The following is a 16,184-nucleotide window of genomic DNA, read 5'->3' on the forward strand; positions in this document are numbered from 1 at the left end:
GCGTCATACATCCATCTCCCCGCTGAACAGGCACCAATGGTCAGCGCTGGAAAGTGTGGTTCGGATGTCCTCGGGGAGAGCCGAGCCCGCGTGCAGCACAACTGTCTGGCTCTTTTCTCGGCGGAAAAAACCGAGTCGTTGCAGGTGTTTTTCGAATACCGTGTTCCCAAAATAGGTGAGGGCCAGCGAATGCCGGCCCTCGGCTCGCATGCGATCCGAGAACCGAAGCAGAAGCGCATCGATCGCGGTGCTCTGTGGAGTCTCGCCGAACACATCGGCAACCGTCACCTCTTGTCCGTTTATCGAATAAGCCAAATAAGCCAACAGGCGTTGATCGTCGCGGTCCAGCAGGACGTAAAAGCGGTATTTTCTTTCCGGACAAGCCGTATAGCGCCAGTTCAAGTAACGGGCGTTCCTTTCGCCGGCGATACGGCAGAGATGTTTGCCCCGGTTCCAGAGATCATCAAATCGCTCATCGACTTTTTCAAGGTCTTCGCACGACCACACAGAGCCCCTCTCCGTAAAGTGCCGGCGGTCTAAAAGAGCGAACGCGCAGGTCACAAGGAAGCCGGCGGCCTTCGTCAAGAACGGACTCTTCAAATAGCGGGAAAGCCAGTACTCGCCTTGGAGAGGCTTGACCCAGCGGGTGGCGGTCCCGATCGAGCGATATCCCACCCGCAGGCAGACAGGCAGCGACTTGTGATTGGCGGCCCCGATCAGGAATTCGAATCCTTCCGATGGATAGCCGGCCAGCAGAGCGCGTTGGAGGGCTACCGCGGGCCCCGCGGTCCGTCGCGTGGATTCAACCGCGAACTCGGAGGGTACTCCAGCCTTCAGCAGGCGGCCATTCACGTGTTTATTGGTAGGGAAAATAGACCCGCAACCGATAATCCGGTTATCGTTGTCGTCGACCACCAGCCAGGTTTTTGCCGGTCCCAGAGGGTTCTGGTCGTAAAACCAGCTCAGGCGTTCCCCTTCCTTGCCCGCGATGCGCAGATTGTTAAAGTTCGTCCAAAGACGGATCAGATCCTCACGGTGGTCAGCCATCCGCAGCGGTATCACGGTACAGGTCATGCGATGACTCCCCGTTTTTTGGCTCTCAGAACGCGAATGGCTCCTTCGTATTCGAAATATGAAATATCTTCATACCCCCCATTTTTTTCAATAAGCCGCGCGGCCAGTTTTTCCTGCCGTTCGCCAATTTCGAAGAAAAGCATTCCACTGGGCTTCAGCAGGCTCAAGGCGCCAGCGATTAATCCCCTGAAGATATTGATGCCATACGGCCCGCCGTCCAGCGCGACGCGCGGCTCGTGGTCAATGATTTCAGAAGCCAGTTTTTCCAGGGAAGCCGTGGGGATATAGGGAGGATTGCATACGATAAAGTCGATTTTCCCTTCGTATCCTTTGTCCTGAAAAGGGGAGAACAAATCGCCGCAAAATAAAGAAACCCTGTCCCCGAGCTTGTAGGCATCGATATTGCGCTGGGCGATCGCCACTGCCTTCGGGCTGATATCGGAAGCGAGAATCCTGACCTGTTTCGACCCCATGGCGATGGAGGCGGCGATATTCCCGCAGCCCGTTCCAATCTCTATTAAAAGAAGCTCTTTTTCAAAGGCCTCTTTCTCTAGAATCGCCTGTAGCGCGGTGTCCACAAGAACCCGCGTCTCGTTTCTCGGAATCAATGTGTCAGGAGTACATTCAAAGGGATGTTCCATGAAATCCGCTTTTCCTAGAACATACTCCCGCGGGACTCCCGTTTTCTTTTTTTGAATTTCCTCAGACATATCGATACCGGATCAACCAGAATGAAGAGAATGTTCTCCTGGGCGCTTTTAATATTTTTGGGGAAATAACGGTTTCCGTACGCCGCCCCACTGTTTAGAAGATTATAAGGGATTTCACTCTTTCACAATGTCTCTTTTAAGCTGCTCCAGACACCCCCACGGGCGCCTGTTTTTGTTCCCAGGCTTCCTTCAACAGCCGGCGGGCTTTATATAGGCGGGACATCACGGTTCCTTCCGGAACCCGAAGCCGTTGAGCGATCTGGTCATAGGACAGGTTGTTCAAGAAAAACAGTTCCAACATCCGGCGATAGGGCTCCGGGACCCGGCTCAACGCCTCGTGGACATGGGCAACCGAATCCTGGTCAGCTAATTCCTGATGAACGGAATCCCGCTCCGTGAGCGCGGCCGGGAGAAACGTTTCATCTCCGCGGGTCAATTCCTCAATTGAAAGAGTTTCTTTCTTCCCTCTGGCCATCGCTTCATTTAGCGCGATGCGGTAAAGCCACGTATAGAAAGAAGCTTCCCCGCGGAACGTATGAAGTCTCTCGAAGGCCTTTATAAAAGCATACGAGACAACGTCTTCCGCCTCGGTTTCGTCTCGAGATGTTTGCCGCATGCTTTCGATGAGTCGTGGTTTGTATTGCTGAATCAAAATGTCGAAGGCCGCGCGATTCCCGGAAGAAGCGGCCTGAATGAGTTGGTACTCCGCGGTTGCCCCGGACTTAAACCGCTGTGATTTGCCTTCCAGGCAGTTGACGACGCGCTCGATAAGCTCAGGCGGGTTCAACGGTTTGGAGATGTAATCATTGGCGCCACTGGAGAACCCTCGCAGCCACTCCTCCGGTCGCCGGCGAACCGTCAACAGGAGAATCGGAAGATCTTCCCAGGCCGGATCCTGACGCAACTGATGGCAAATCGAATAACCGTCGGTGTCCGGAAGATTAATGTCGAGGATCAGCATGCCGGGCCGGCATTCCTGCAAGAGCGCCAAGCCCTGTTTGCCGGTGTCTGCAATAACAATCTCCAAACCGGCATGACCCAGAATGCGTTTGACGAGAATTTGATAATCCTCTTCGTCTTCGATGTAAAGAATGGGGTTGAGGCTCATTGGTATTTTCCTCGCCTGATCAAATGCGTCATCCCCCGTGGCCGCTGACGGGGGATCTATCAGGTTGTTTCGGCGATGATAGACCCCCGACAGTGGCACTCGGGGGTGACGACTTTTGTTTGAACGCCTCGGCCTGGGAACTCGCCGAGGGGACCGTGAAAGAAAATACACTTCCTTCTCCCGGTTGACTGGAGACACTTAGTGTGCCGCCGTGCAGTTCGACAAGGGCTTTGCAAATGGAAAGTCCAAGCCCCGTTCCTTTTGGGCCTTTGACGTTTTGCCGTGCCGAGTGCACCTGTTCAAATTTATTGAAAATTTTCGCCTGGTCCTCCAAGGCAATCCCTATCCCGGAGTCTTTGACGGAAACGCGCAGCCTATCTTGGCCGATTTCAGATTCTAAACGGATTTCAAAGCAGCCTTTTTCCGGGGTGAATTTGATCGCGTTGGACACGAGATTCGTAATAATTTGACGAAGTTTGTCCGGGTCAACAAAGGCCTCCGGTGTTTCCTGTGCGGCCTGTACTTCCGCGGTCAGTTGTTTATCCCTGAGTTTGGCATGAAAAAGCGCCAGAACGTCCTGCGCCAGGTGAGCCAGATGTGTTCGTCGGGGTTCCAGGGTAATTTTCCCCCGCTCAATGGCCGCCACGTCCAGCAGATCGTTGACAAAGCGGGTGAGACGCTGGGTATTCAGGCGCAGTCGCTCCAGATATAAGTCCCAGTTCGCGGGATCCAGGCCCTGCCGTCCTTCGTGGCCGATGAGATTGAGATAAGACTCAATAGCGCCCAGCGGGGAACGCAGCTCATGTGTGACCGCCGAAACAAAATCTTCCTTCATCTGGTCCAGTTCGCGCAGCTGCTCAGCCATGCGGCGGAAGGCGCGAGCCAGAAACCCGAGTTCATCCGGCCGGCGGTCCATCGGGGCGAGGTCCAACTGGTATTTCCCGCTCCCGATCAGGCCGGCCGCCTCTGCTAAACGGCTGATCGGTCGCGTCCAGGATAGCGCCAGCAGGAAACAAATCACCAACGCAAGAATAAACGCTGTCCCGGCGATCAGTGACACGCGTTTTTGGAGTTGCAGAAGACGGGCACGAATCAGATTCTGAAAATACAGCTCGGAAAATTCGGCCCGGGCGGTGGCGATCCAGCGGTTGCCAAGCCGGATGGGTTCGCTCAAAACCAGCACCTCCGTTCGAGAGAGTTCAGGGGGGGCCGAGGTTTTCCCGATCTGGGTCGGTTCCGAATGGGCAAGGATTTCTCCCTGAGTCCCGATTACGCTGGCACTGATGAGGGAAGGATTCCACTTTTGGAGCCATCCCGTGTATTTGACGAGCAACAAATCGTCATTGGTTAAGAACGATTCTTGGGCGATATGTATCAGATTCTGCAGAACAACCCGACGCTCTTGTTCCGCTTCCTGCTCTATGGACCGGCGCTCCGAGAAGTAGAAGGCCACGCTGAGGCACAAGGTTGTGCCGATCAAAAGACTCGAAACCATCAGAGCCAGCTTCGGGAAGAGCTTCATGGCGCATTCCTGGAAAACGCCAATTCCCGTTGCGCTTTGGCGAGAGCATTTAGAGCTTTCTCATAATTCGGATTCAGTCGCGTCGCGACGCGCCATTCCCTCAGGGCTTCGTCCAACCGGCCGCTGGCGTAGGCGATGAGACCCGCTTCATAGTGGAGCTGAGCGGCTTTGGGGTCCTGGCGGCGCTGCATCTCCGTTTCAACCATCGCCAGATACGTGCGGGCCTGTGAATGCGAAGGGTCGATCGTCAGCGCTTCTCGAAAAGAGTCTCTAGCCTGACGGTATTGCTCATGTGCAAGACTCCCGGAACCCTTCTGGATCAGCTGCGCAATTTGCTGGTGTTTTTCCTCGCCGAGGCGTCGGGCGCGGTCTTTCTCGGCGGCCGCCTCGGCCTGGACAATATAAGTTCCCAGCTGCGGATACTCCGGATCGCGGATGGCCAATTGCCGGAAAACATCCAGGGCCTCAACAAAATGATGTTGGTCATAAAGCGCCAGCCCGCGCTGGAAAAGCGCCCTGAGGTCATTCACACGCTTTTCTTCGTCCGCATGGGCCCGGGCGATTTTTTCGTACGTGAGAAAATGAAGGGCTCGGAGATGTTGAACAACTTCGCCGACCGCATGCGAGGGTTCAAGAAGCGCATGAACTTTCTGCCATGCGGTCAGCGCGGCCGGGTAATCGGCCTGGCCGAAAGCATAGAACCCTTCGTACGAATAGCGCTCTTCTATGGAAAGGGTGGCACCGTGATCGAGGGCCGTCCGCAAACGGCTTTGAAGCTCGCTCAGCTCCCTTTGGGACTCGATATGCGATGGATTTTCAGAAAGCACTCTTAAAATAAGATCATTGGCCGACAGGAGATGCCCCAGGTCGCGTTCAAGACGGGCCTGCTCGCAGAGAGAGCGCCAGCGCTCTTCTCGCGAGCGTTCCTCCGCTTGTGTTGTGTCGAGAATAGCGTTCGTGATGGGGGCGGAGTCCCGGCGATTTTCCTCCAGCCGTTGGGATGCGTTGGCCAGGAGCGCGAGACGTTTTTCCTTGACCGTGGAGCGCCGATGCATCTCGATCTGCCGGGCGATGAGATTCACATAAGCATGCGCCTTCGGATTTTGAGGGTCCTTTTTCAAGACTTCCAAAAACTTCTCCATCGCTTCCGTCCATCGTCGTTGTTCAAAAGCAGCAACCCCGTCTTGATAAGAAGAAGTGTTCTGGCTTGCTGTTGCGGGACGACCCATGATCAAGAACAGTCCGGACAACAGGAAAAAGAGATGGCTGGAGCGTTTTATCATGGGAAGATCATCGAATAATCATCAATTTGCCAGTTTTGCCGTCGGTTGAGGATTCCACCCGCCAGAGATAAACTCCACTGGCCGCGTGGCCGCCGCCGGTGGTGTTGCCGTCCCATTTTTCACGGCCCATGGATCCCGTAACGTCCGAATGATGAATCTGACGTACCAGTTCCCCGCTGAGTGTGTAGATGCGGATAGCGCACTCCGAAGGCAGGTTTGCAAAAGTCAGGCCTGCCGCTTCCGTCCCGGTTTGCCCGGAGCCGGTACCGGTGTTCGGTCCATGAGGCCGCCAGGGGGTCGGGAAAACATATACATCCACCGCGCTGCCGTCTGCACTACCCATGAGCGCAAAGACGGAGAAACGCGTGATGGGAGCGGTCACATGGGTCCCCTCCGCCTGACTGGCCGGAATTTTAACCCAGAGTTGATGTTCCGTGTCGAGCGCCCAAAGCGCCAGCGTTCTGGAACGGACCAGTGGCGGGATGGTGCTGTCCATGTTGTTGGTGTTGATGGAAAAATAAACCGGCTTATGGAGGCTGTTGATGGGAACGCCTTGCAGGTTATAAGCGCAGATTTCACTGATGGCCAGAGGTGTGCGGTAAGGACCTCCGGTGGCCTGCGCTTTTTCATTCGCCGTTTGCAGGATGGCCGGATCGACTTGAAGCGGTTTATTCAATGGGTCTTGGCTGAACAGCAGGGTTGAATAATCGGAAAGCGCATCGGAGGGGACATGAACATTCATCGCCGGGAGAGAGTTGTTCGTTGCGACTCCGGCGCTTGCTGACCCCGCCAAAGGATGGAGGACATTATTATCCTGACGGGGATCCAGAACGGTAATAAAGGGAACATGCACCGCGGATTCAAGAGAGAAATCATCGATGTTTTGCAGCCCGGGCTGGACAGCAACCTCGTAGAGCGTATTTCCCTGCCAGGAACTTTGAGGGGTCAGCGTTACCGTGCTACCGGTGATGTCGTAGTGGAAGGAGGTTGGCTCAATGACGTTCTGTGGCTGCCCCAGGTGATCCGTATCCAGATAAACAAGAATGTTGGTTGGGATCGAAGCGGGATCCAGTAGATCCGAAAAGACCAGCGTGATGCCGGCGTCGAGCGGTACCCCAACCTGGTAGCCGTCCTGCAGAATTCGGGTCGATCCAATTTGCGCGCTCAGTAGCTTCAAAGAGGAGGTATTGCCAAATCGACCGCCGAAGTAGCCGTTGAGTTCATCCCAATCCCCAAAGGTGGATTCACTGCCGGAGATATCCTCTCCCACGGCATAGGCCGAGGAATAGTCTGCGGAAGTCACTTGATTGACCCCTGTGCAGCCGATAAGAGTTCTGGTCAGCGTATGATCGCCGCCAGAGGCGATATCGGCCCTGGCGGTCGCGGTCGACAGAAACAGGAAGCCTGTTAAAGTGACGCTAAGGTTGAGATGGGACCAGAACTTTAAGTTCTTCATAGGTTTTATTCATCATCTCCAGCGCTTGCGGATGAGATGGATCGATTTCCAGCGCTTTGTTGAAGTCCACTAACGCTTCGGTGTAGCGCTGTTTCTTATATTCTTTTAAGCCCTTCAAATACCATTCCTCGGCGATGGATTGAGGATCGCGCGCCGGTTTGCCAAAACGAAGCGTCAAGCCGATCCGGTGCGCTTGGCCCAAATCTCCAGCCGCCAGGTAGGCGTATCCGATTTCCAAAGTACGAAAACGGATCCCCGCTCCAAGCCGCAGGCCATTGCCAAGATCTCCCCGGCTCGTATAACCACCGCGGATAACAAATGTCTTGAGCGTCCAGACCTCCACCCCAGTGCCAAAAGTGCGTTTACCGTCATTCGGTTGCTGCCCGTCCATAGTGAAGATGATTGACTCGCCGAGGACTTCCCCTGTCCAGGATAGCCCGGCATTCAAACTGCGGGGTAAAGGAAAAGATTCGGAGTCAAACTGCATGGGGGTTCCAAGATTGCGGAGGCAGAAGCCCGCACGCCAACCCTCCAGGTATTCCCCCCAGGCTTTGCCCGGCACGACTAGCAGGCCCCCATCCACAGCGTAGGCGCTTGCCGTAACAGAGGCGAGTTTTTCTTGTATGTATTTGGCGGAAGCCCCGATCAGGAGTTCGGATCCCATCCGCCGATTCTTCCAAAGGGGCCTGGCGTAGCCGAGAGAAAGAGAGGTATCACTCGCACCAACGGCGTTCGTTGGTTGACCGGCAGCGTCATAACCATCAAATTTACTGACATTTAAAAAAGTTGCGCTGGCAGCAAACGCACCCAATGTTTGATGCGGATAAGCATAGGCGGCATACTGCTCAGTGACATCCTGAAAATGCTGGGTGTGAGTAAAACCGGCTTCCTGAACCTGGAGTTGAGCCAGCCCGGCGGGATTCCAATACATCGCAAACACATCATCAGCTAGGCCGACCTGCGCTTCGCCCATGGCGATGGCGCGCGGGCCAACGCCGAGTTTCAAGAAATTAGCTGAAGTCGTTCCCGAATCCGCGGCATAAACACTCGCCAGATTAAGGAATGCCGCCGCGATACAGGAAAACCATTTCACAAGAGCCTCTGTTCCATTAGAGGTTCTTCCTGAGAATTTATTCATTTGAAATTACATGTAATGGTGTGTGGCGGTTGAGAGGCAGGCAACAGCATACATGATCAGCGGGCATAAATCTACGACGATAAAACTGAACAATGTTGACGAAAAACGGGGAATCTATTTCAAATATAGAGATATTTCGAGAGGTTGATACAACTCCGGCTGATCAACAAAAAGGGAAGAAAGACCTACAAAATATGATGCAAATTGCTTGAAGAGTCTTGAAGGACAGAGTAACCAATGTTAAACTCCCCTTAGTAAGAAATTTGGAGTAGGGCCAGAACAATCGGGCAGATCCAGGTGAAATAAATGCGGATTGGATGGGCGCGAACTTTTGCGGCGGTTGTCTTTGCGGCTTCGACTTTGTCAGCCGCTTCCCGGCTGTCGGTTCAAATGTCGGGACGAGTCCTGACTCCGAACGGGGACGGTATCAATGATGCCGTGACGTTTAACATCCAGTCCGATCAGGAATCATCTGCCCAGGCCACCGTGATCAATGTCCAAGGCCGGCGCGTTGTCACATTGTTACCGGAAGCCTCCGGCCGGTATCAATGGAATGGCCGCGATGAAACCGGGCGGGTGGTTGAGTCCGGGGTCTACCTCGTGCAGATTGTGCAGAATTCTTCCCTCTTCAACGGCGTCGTCGCCGTCGCCCGCTGATCCCTTAAAAACCTGAAAATAAATATGCCGGTGGTGCCCCCAACGGCCCGCCACAAGACAGGCGGGCCCCCCCGAGCGGTGTGGCGGGGGATTTGAGCGCCACACGACGGGCGCTCACCCGCCGGACGTCTGGCGGGTGAACCCGCTCGAAAGGGAAAGCCCCCCGTGCCCCCAACGGGATTTGAACCCGTGATCTCTGCCTTGAGAGGGCAGCGTCCTAAACCGCTAGACGATGAGGGCACGCGGGGCTTCCTAGATGGCATTCCGAGCGCTGACGGAAAGCATTATAACATCACGATCTAGTTTCCTGCTCGAGAGGGGCCGTTCTTTCCCCAGAGCGAAAGAGTCTTCCCTTTCCAGACAGGATGGTAGCGGGATTCCAGATAAGCGCGGACGATTTTAAGTTGGTGTTGTTCGCGATTTGTTATGTCAGCAAGTCGGGAGGGAGTCACCACTAAATTATTGGTGCCATCCAGGTTGGAAGTGACTTCTTGTTCTGTTGCTGGGTCGTACAAGTAGTCGGGAAGGTAATAAGGTGTTGGGTTCGAACGCCCGCAGATAAACCCAATGGCTCCTGCCCGGGTGAGCGTTAACAGGGGGACGTCCCGCGTGGCCAGTCGATCCGCTGCCTGGCATAGTTCCCGAATCTCCGGATCAATGATTGTCTGGCTGAGCGGGTCCGGGGAATGTTGCCAGCGTAACGCGGACCACCGCTCCACCGATGCCGTTGTCTGCAGGCGGAAACGGGAGAGCAGCGCCATCTGTCCATTGAGATAGAAGCCTATCCCCAGGGCTGTTCCTAAAGCCGCCATCGCTTTCAAAGGTTTGGCCCTCCAGGTTTGGTCCAATAACCATAGACCCAGCAGGAGGCTGTAGGGAGAGGAAAAAGAAAGATGTTCAAAATCACAGTGGGTCAGCGCTGGGAAAAAGTAGAAAACAGAGGCGCTGATCAGCAGAATTCCCCGCATTTTTTCTTTTGCATCTAAAAACGTCCAGGAAAGGCACAGCCAGGATCCCCCCGCGTACTGAATGGCCAACGGCAGGTACCAAAGGAAAAGAGCCGATGCGGTCGGCCCCTTCTGAAAGGCATGGTAGGCGATGCCTTCCATGCGCTGGTGCAGCCCCAGGCGAAGGTAAAGCTGGTTCAGCATGGCTTTGCATGCGCTCAGATCGCCCCAGACGGCTAAAAGGAGAGCCCCAATGGCTAATTCGGCACCGACGAAAACGATAAACAACCGCCACCGGGACCCCCTGTCTTCCCCAAAAAGCGAAGAGTAAAGCAGCGTCAAGCCAATCGCCGCCGTAACAAAAACCCCTAGTTCCATGCTGTGCCAGAATTGAAGACCCGCCAGAATCCCCGCGACTCCCGTTCGGATCCAGCGGATTTTGTCTTTCTCCTCGAATGAATAAACAAAAACAGTCAGAGCCAGCAGGCCGAAAAAATGCCGGTCTGGAAAATAGGGGCAGATAAGCGGAAACCCTACGGTCGCCACAATCCAGAGCAGACGATTCCTCAGGATCGCACGTAAAAGGAAGGCCAGCGCAACATATCCCAGGGGAAAAGTCAGCGCATCGATCAGTTTTTTGGAGGCAACGGAGATCCCGAACCAGGCGAACGCTGCCGCAGGCTTAAGAACGTTGTGAAGGACTCCCTGAGCAATGAAAATGTCGCGGAAAAGAACTTTGCCATGCAAAAAATCCATGGCAGGGCCCAATTGATCGGCTTCATGGTAAGTATCCACCGCAAAGGGTGGGTTCCAGCCCGGGAAAACCCACACGTACAGAAGAACGAGACTTGGGATAAAGACCCACAAAGAAATCTTCTCGGAAGGCTCTTCCCCTTGATTGATATAGCCTGACAGGGCAACCCCGAAAGCACCGAGGGAAACGGCGAATAGGGCCAGCCGACCGATCGCGCAGAGGATAGAAATCATTGCTCCTACAGCAACGAACTGGAGGAGGATTAACCCGAACAGGACGAGCGGTCGGCTGCGATGCCGCCACGCTTTTCGGTTAGCGGTATGCCACGCCAGCGTAAAAGCCGGGATAAAAGTAAGAAATAAAAGCTGAAAAAGAACTTGCTGATCTTTATTGTTTCCGAGGAAAAACCAAGTTTGACGGAGCGTGTGGCTGGCATTACCGAAGAAGCCGAGACTGATGAGGCGGGCCAGAACGAGTGATACGGCAAAACCACTGATGGCGAACCAGGCCGAACGCCACCGGTTGCCGGCTGAATCGATCACGAACCAGGCAGATTCAGGCGGTCGGAGCCTTCGCCGATGCTCGCCGCCGCCGGTTCTCCTTCCATCGGGCGGTCTCCGGCGGAGATGAGTTTTTCCTCAAAGCGCGTCAACCGCCGCTCGGCTTCAGAGAAGCGCGTCTGGGCGTTTGAAATGTGCATGCCGACTTTCCGAAAATCCTCCGTAAAGCGCATGAGTTCATCCCGGAGACGGTTCAGCTGCTGGATAATTTCTTTGGCGCGCTCTTCCACGCGCATGCCGCGAAACCCCTGGGCCAGCGTCATCAGATACACATAAAAAGAATTGGGAGAGACCGGCATCACCTGCCGCGACGTGGCATAGGCGTAGAGCGCCTTTTCGCCGTCCTCTTCCTCCCCCTTGATGATGGTTTCGTAATACACGTTCTCCGCCGGAATGTACATCAGGGCAAAGGGAAAGGTCCCTTCATCCGGCAGGACATATTTTTCGCGGATATCATCGATGTGTTTCTTCACGTTGCGAACAAACTCCTTGCGGGCGGCCCGGCGCTCCTCGTCCGTTTTAGCTTCGAGCATCCGCCGGAAATTCTCCAGCGGGAATTTGGCGTCGACCGGGACGATCCCGTCTTTCAGGCGGATGATGGCATCGACCACGTTCCCGGTCTGGAAACGATGCTGCAGGGCGAGATGCTCGGGAGGCAGGATCTCCCGAAGAAGGTTTTCCAGCAGGACCTCCCCCATCCCGCCCCGGAGCTTGGGCGGCCGCAGGATATCCTGCAGGGAGGTGATGTCTTTCACCATCGACTGGATTTGGATGTTGGCTTGTGAAAGCTGTCCCAGCTGATTGCGCAAGTCGCCGTAGATTTTCGCGGCATTGTCCAGGCGCTGGTTGATCTCGCCGGAGGAATCGCGCAGGTTGTGAGAGACCGCTTCGAGCTGTTTCTGCAGGAGCGTCGCGTTTTGTGAGAGGTTCTCTGATACTTGCTTGCGCAGGGAATCGATTTGCTGCTGCATGAGCGATAGCCCCGCGTCCGGGGACGGGCGACGCATCCGCAGAAGGAGTCCCACGACAACGATCACAAGAAGAGTGGTCAGGGCGACGAGGGAAAGGAGCATAACGCTATTCTATCACGGCGGGCTGGGCCGCATCCGGTCCATTCGGGCGGCCTGGTCAAAGGCCCATTGCGCCCGGGCGCCGCGCTGGGTGACGTAGTAGAGAGTCCCCATCCAGCGGAAAGCTTCCGGTTGCCGGGTAATGTCGTAAATGAAAAAACAATTGCTCACCAGCGCTTTGGGCTGGAGATGCGCCTGCGGCCAGGCGAATCCTTCCGGAGCGGACTGCATCACTTTGGTGGCGATCGCCAGGTAAACCGGTCGGCTTGTCTCCGCGATCAGCTCGCCTTGATACTCCCGGCTGACCAGCGCGGGAGAATACAGGTCCTGATAAACCAACCCCTCGGCGCGCGGATCTCCCGCTCCGGAGTAGCAAAGGATCAGTCCAGGCCGGCCTTCCTTTTCCCAGTAATGCGCCAAAGCCGGGAGCGACTGTCCCCAATCCTGATCGGAATCTTCCATCCAACGATATCCCTGACGAGGTCCTCCGGCCATTTCGTTGAAATAGGAAAGATAATTCGGATGAACCCGATACACATCCACCCAGGCCAGAACCAGCAGAACCCCCAGCGCCGCACGGCTCGGAAGGCCCTGAAGTCGGCTCGCCACCCCGGCGGCCAAGCCCGCGATCGCCAGATACACCGGCGAGAAATGAACCGATGACACAGCGGATCCAAAGAAAAAGGCCGGGATCAAACACGCGCCTGCGAAAATCATGAAATATTGGCGGGCCGCGCGTTGTCCCGGATTCTGAATCCGGGCGAAAGCCCCCCAGAGGCCGAGCGCGATCACGCACAGCGGCGCTTTAATCAGCCAGGCTGCCCACGAAAGATAGGCAGGAGCGATTTTGTAAGTTTGACCATGCCAATAGTAAGGCAAGGGTCGATTAAACAGCACAAAAACATTTACAAAGGACGCCCGAAAAGCTTCCCAGGCCCCTGACCACGGAAGATACGCCAGAAAAACCACCAATGCGGTTGAACCCAGTAATTTAAGCAGATCAATCACTGGGGAATATATCGGCGTTGTCTTCGTTTGCCGACGGTTTAGAAGTTGCAGAGCCAGGAAAGTAAATACAAGCGGTAACGCTGACAGTTTGCACAGAAGCGCCAGACCTGTTGAGGCCCCGCTGGCGTATAAAAAACGGTCCTCCCGGTTTTCCATCCATCGGCTATGGCACCAGAGCGCCAATAGAATAAAAAGATACATCGGCGCTTCCAGGAGCGCGAGACTGGCCCGCGAAAGGAAGATCGGCGTAGCCAAATAGCAGAGAAGGCTGATCAGTCCGCCGCCCACCCCCCAACTGGCGCTCATCCAGCCGAACAAAAGAGCCCCAGCCAGCACGGAGCAAACAACCGCCGGGACGCGGCTCCAGAAGATCAGTGTTTTCGGGTTCAGCCGGTTATGAAACGTAAAGGAGAAACCAGCCCGGTAATCATCCTGGGTATTCCCCGTTGGGGAAAATTCCAGCCGCGCTGGCCGAAGCGGGAGCAGGGGAAAGGACGAAATCAGCTTGGCCAGAAAAGGATGTTCGCGGTTGCGGGTGATGGAACGGGTCTGCCACTGGGCGACGCCGGCGGATGGATAAACGATTTCATCCCATGCGGGGGATAAATGGCGGGCGGCGTGAAGAGAAAAGAGCAGATGAGCCGTCAGCAGCAGCGAAGCGATCCCCCAGCCCATGCGCCGCGTCATGGCTAAGGAATCATCCCGAGCGCGATCCAGGCGCCGGTCCCGTCGATGACGACATCCTGGACGGTGGCGCCCCGGCCCGGCGTGAAGCTTTGGTGGTATTCGTCGGTGGCGGCATAAAGAAGGGCCAGGAGCAGGCTCCACGCGAAGATTTTTTTCCACGGCCAGAAGGTGCTGCCGGTAAGCGCGCGCGCGATCAAGCGTGCCAGGATCCCGAAGATCATCATATGCCCGGCTTTTCGAAGCGGGTAATCCCACCACGGTTGCACGAATCGCAAGTAGGGGAGGCTGGAAAAGTAAAAGATAAAAGCGGCCCAAACGATGACCGGCAGCCAGAGCGATCCAACCTCCATAACCGACAAACGGGGCCTGCCGGGATGTTCCGGTTTCAAAGAGTTCCCCTTTTCCAATCCTGATAAGCCGGATACCATCGTTGCGCTTTCCAGAGGACTTCCCAAGCCGTGTTCCGGGGAAAAATCACCGTGCGGCGTAAGCGGTAAAGGTTCGCGGCATGATCTCTGGGAGCGCGATCCGTGGCAAAGGCCACTTCATAGCCGGCGTCACGGACCATCTGCTCAACGGCCGGAGTGCTTTCCCCATAGGGGTAGGCAAAAATGGGAATCGTTTCGCCGAGAAGGTCCTCCAATTGTTTTTTGGATTCACGGATTTCCCGCCGGGCGGCATCGGGGGTCAGCTGGGGCAGATGGACATGGTGACAGGTGTGACCGCCGACGTCCATGCCAGCTTTTCGCCAATGACGAAGCTGGTCGCCGGAGAGAATCCGCGCGGAACCGTTGTCCCATGCGTTGCGTTCTTCCCCTGTGATGGCAAAAACGGTAGAGGAAAAACCAAACTCCTGCAGAACCGGCAGCCCTAATGTGAGAACTTCCTCATAGCCGTCATCAAACGTAATGGCCAGCCCACGGGTTGGAAGAGGACGTTTCTCAAGCAATAGGCGAACATAGTCTGACAGGGGGACGCTCCGGTACCCTAGGCGTTTGAACCAGGCCAGGTGGCGACGAAACTGTGTCTGGCTGACTGCGATGCGATTGGGATCAACGGCCCGGGACGGCTCCTGGGCGAGCAGCCGATGATAGGTCAGGATGGGTAGATAAGTCATGTGCGAATGAGGGACTGATAAACAGCGTCGACCGCTTCGGCTGTCTTCCGGATATCGTAATACTTTTCAACCTGGCCGCGGCCCCAGCGGCCCAGCTCTTCCGCGCGTTCCGGCGCCAACAACAGGTCGCGCAAAGCCAGCGCCAGCGTTTCCGGAGCAAATGTTTTTGGCACGAGATGATCCCCGAAATTGGTTCGTAAAGCCTGCGGCCAGGTTTCAGGGCCGCAGATTCCCAAAACGCCCCCTTCTCCCATAATGATCACTGGTTTGGCGCTGGCCAGGCTTTCCAGCGCCGAGCGTCCCCCGGCGATGACCATATCCACGTCATGCAAAAAGGCCGGCAGGTCTTGGATGAAGCCGATGGACTCCACGCGCGAGGGAGCAACGGCGGTGTTGACCACGCGCAGTTGTTCGACAAACGCCGCGGCGCGATCCTCCGGAACTTTCCCGGCAATCCGGAATACCGTTGGAGGCAGCGAGAAGGCTATCGATCTCAGCACCTCTAAAAAGAACTCAAAGGCTTTCCATCGGCCCCCGCTCAGGCGTCCCAATAACAGGAGTTGCTTCACAGCGGACCCCGGATTGGCCGCCGGCTGGAAGCGGTTCAGATCAACGCCATTACGAATCAGATGGATTTGTTTCAAGGGATAATGAAACCGTTGGGTCAGGTGATCCACCACCGCTTCATCAATGGCGAGCGCGGCGTCTCCGAAGCAGGGGAAGGCCCGCGAAAAAAGATGAACCGGCGGAGGTTGATGAATCGTCGTCACATGCGGAATCCCAGTAAGGGCCGCTGCCTGTGCCGCCACCCAGTGAGACCGGCGGGAATGCGAATGAATCAGCTGGATCTGATGGCGCCGGATAAAGCGGGCCACGCGCCAGGTATTCAGGACGCCGGCGGGGAACGCTTTTTGGTGGATCGGCCAGGAGGTATAGGTCTGGCCGTAATGCAGCCGGTCAGAAATCCAGAAGACCTCATGCTTCCCTTGCCAGGCTTCGGCCAGTGAGAGGCAATAGGTTTCGGAGCCCGCCGGCTCCAGGCAGGACAGCAGAAAGAGAATCCTCATAACATCAGCGAGCAGCAGACGGGGGT

14 protein-coding genes and 1 tRNA gene are annotated in these 16,184 nt (G+C 55.8%); 1 reads left to right on the top strand and 14 read right to left on the bottom strand.

Features of this window, described 5'->3' with window-relative positions; genetic code table 11:
* Window positions 1-3 precede the first annotated feature (3 nt).
* From WC859_04120 to WC859_04150, 7 genes are all read right to left on the bottom strand, one after another.
* The gene (locus WC859_04120; protein ID MFA5975333.1) at window positions 4-1,074 is read right to left on the bottom strand and encodes a hypothetical protein; all 1,071 of its coding nucleotides are present in this window, start codon (window positions 1,072-1,074) and stop codon (window positions 4-6) included.
* Window positions 1,071-1,784, bottom strand: coding sequence for a HemK/PrmC family methyltransferase (locus tag WC859_04125; protein MFA5975334.1), 714 nt, complete (start codon window positions 1,782-1,784; stop codon window positions 1,071-1,073). Before WC859_04125 ends, WC859_04120 begins: the two co-directional genes overlap by 4 nt.
* 136 nt (window positions 1,785-1,920) lie before the next feature.
* Window positions 1,921-2,892 carry a sigma-70 family RNA polymerase sigma factor gene (locus WC859_04130; GenBank protein ID MFA5975335.1) on the bottom strand — a complete coding sequence of 324 codons (972 nt, stop codon included), beginning with the start codon at window positions 2,890-2,892 and terminating at the stop codon, window positions 1,921-1,923.
* A gap of 28 nt (window positions 2,893-2,920) precedes the next feature.
* Entirely contained in the window at window positions 2,921-4,414 is a 1,494-nt protein-coding gene (locus WC859_04135) for a HAMP domain-containing sensor histidine kinase (protein MFA5975336.1), read from the bottom strand.
* Window positions 4,411-5,697 (bottom strand): tetratricopeptide repeat protein, encoded by a 1,287-nt coding sequence (locus tag WC859_04140; protein ID MFA5975337.1) that lies wholly within the window; start codon window positions 5,695-5,697, stop codon window positions 4,411-4,413. Before WC859_04140 ends, WC859_04135 begins: the two co-directional genes overlap by 4 nt.
* Window positions 5,698-5,704: 7 nt before the next feature.
* Window positions 5,705-7,153 carry an Ig-like domain-containing protein gene (locus WC859_04145; protein MFA5975338.1) on the bottom strand — a complete coding sequence of 483 codons (1,449 nt, stop codon included), beginning with the start codon at window positions 7,151-7,153 and terminating at the stop codon, window positions 5,705-5,707.
* Window positions 7,116-8,246 (bottom strand): PorV/PorQ family protein, encoded by a 1,131-nt coding sequence (locus WC859_04150; GenBank protein ID MFA5975339.1) that lies wholly within the window; start codon window positions 8,244-8,246, stop codon window positions 7,116-7,118. The genes WC859_04145 and WC859_04150 overlap by 38 nt, the downstream gene beginning before the upstream one ends.
* A 351-nt stretch (window positions 8,247-8,597) precedes the next feature.
* Between WC859_04150 and WC859_04155 the strand changes: the two genes are divergently transcribed.
* A complete protein-coding gene (locus WC859_04155) occupies window positions 8,598-8,948 on the top strand; it encodes a gliding motility-associated C-terminal domain-containing protein (protein MFA5975340.1) in 351 nt (116 codons plus the stop codon).
* 166 nt (window positions 8,949-9,114) lie between these two features.
* Here WC859_04155 and WC859_04160 read toward each other — a convergent pair.
* From WC859_04160 to WC859_04190, 7 genes are all read right to left on the bottom strand, one after another.
* Window positions 9,115-9,188: transfer RNA gene (locus WC859_04160), tRNA-Glu, on the bottom strand.
* Between the two features lie 59 nt (window positions 9,189-9,247).
* Window positions 9,248-11,191: a hypothetical protein gene (locus tag WC859_04165; GenBank protein MFA5975341.1), complete on the bottom strand. Its 1,944-nt coding sequence runs from the start codon at window positions 11,189-11,191 to the stop codon at window positions 9,248-9,250.
* Window positions 11,188-12,282 carry a DNA recombination protein RmuC gene (locus WC859_04170; protein MFA5975342.1) on the bottom strand — a complete coding sequence of 365 codons (1,095 nt, stop codon included), beginning with the start codon at window positions 12,280-12,282 and terminating at the stop codon, window positions 11,188-11,190. Before WC859_04170 ends, WC859_04165 begins: the two co-directional genes overlap by 4 nt.
* A gap of 12 nt (window positions 12,283-12,294) precedes the next feature.
* Window positions 12,295-13,974: a glycosyltransferase family 39 protein gene (locus tag WC859_04175; GenBank protein MFA5975343.1), complete on the bottom strand. Its 1,680-nt coding sequence runs from the start codon at window positions 13,972-13,974 to the stop codon at window positions 12,295-12,297.
* Between the two features lie 2 nt (window positions 13,975-13,976).
* The gene (locus tag WC859_04180; GenBank protein ID MFA5975344.1) at window positions 13,977-14,363 is read right to left on the bottom strand and encodes a VanZ family protein; all 387 of its coding nucleotides are present in this window, start codon (window positions 14,361-14,363) and stop codon (window positions 13,977-13,979) included.
* Window positions 14,360-15,091 (bottom strand): polysaccharide deacetylase family protein, encoded by a 732-nt coding sequence (locus WC859_04185; protein ID MFA5975345.1) that lies wholly within the window; start codon window positions 15,089-15,091, stop codon window positions 14,360-14,362. Before WC859_04185 ends, WC859_04180 begins: the two co-directional genes overlap by 4 nt.
* Complete coding sequence (locus WC859_04190; GenBank protein MFA5975346.1) at window positions 15,088-16,158, bottom strand: glycosyltransferase; 1,071 nt, start codon at window positions 16,156-16,158, stop codon at window positions 15,088-15,090. Before WC859_04190 ends, WC859_04185 begins: the two co-directional genes overlap by 4 nt.
* Window positions 16,159-16,184: the final 26 nt, after the last annotated feature.

The organism is Elusimicrobiota bacterium, from assembly GCA_041660185.1.
In the GTDB taxonomy this organism is placed as follows: Bacteria; Elusimicrobiota; Elusimicrobia; order 2-01-FULL-59-12; family 2-01-FULL-59-12; genus JBAZWU01.

What these genes read in the sequence shown, in the direction of transcription:
- WC859_04190 (MFA5975346.1), bottom strand. Translation starts at nt 16,158, where the DNA reads ATGAGGATTCTCTTTCTGCTGTCCTGCCTGGAGCCGGCGGGCTCCGAA.
- WC859_04130 (MFA5975335.1), bottom strand. Translation starts at nt 2,892, where the DNA reads ATGAGCCTCAACCCCATTCTTTACATCGAAGACGAAGAGGATTATCAA.
- WC859_04120 (MFA5975333.1), bottom strand. Translation starts at nt 1,074, where the DNA reads ATGACCTGTACCGTGATACCGCTGCGGATGGCTGACCACCGTGAGGAT.
- WC859_04175 (MFA5975343.1), bottom strand. Translation starts at nt 13,974, where the DNA reads ATGACGCGGCGCATGGGCTGGGGGATCGCTTCGCTGCTGCTGACGGCT.
- WC859_04125 (MFA5975334.1), bottom strand. Translation starts at nt 1,784, where the DNA reads ATGTCTGAGGAAATTCAAAAAAAGAAAACGGGAGTCCCGCGGGAGTAT.
- WC859_04170 (MFA5975342.1), bottom strand. Translation starts at nt 12,282, where the DNA reads ATGCTCCTTTCCCTCGTCGCCCTGACCACTCTTCTTGTGATCGTTGTC.
- WC859_04140 (MFA5975337.1), bottom strand. Translation starts at nt 5,697, where the DNA reads ATGATAAAACGCTCCAGCCATCTCTTTTTCCTGTTGTCCGGACTGTTC.
- WC859_04185 (MFA5975345.1), bottom strand. Translation starts at nt 15,091, where the DNA reads ATGACTTATCTACCCATCCTGACCTATCATCGGCTGCTCGCCCAGGAG.
- WC859_04135 (MFA5975336.1), bottom strand. Translation starts at nt 4,414, where the DNA reads ATGAAGCTCTTCCCGAAGCTGGCTCTGATGGTTTCGAGTCTTTTGATC.
- WC859_04145 (MFA5975338.1), bottom strand. Translation starts at nt 7,153, where the DNA reads ATGAAGAACTTAAAGTTCTGGTCCCATCTCAACCTTAGCGTCACTTTA.
- WC859_04155 (MFA5975340.1), top strand. Translation starts at nt 8,598, where the DNA reads ATGCGGATTGGATGGGCGCGAACTTTTGCGGCGGTTGTCTTTGCGGCT.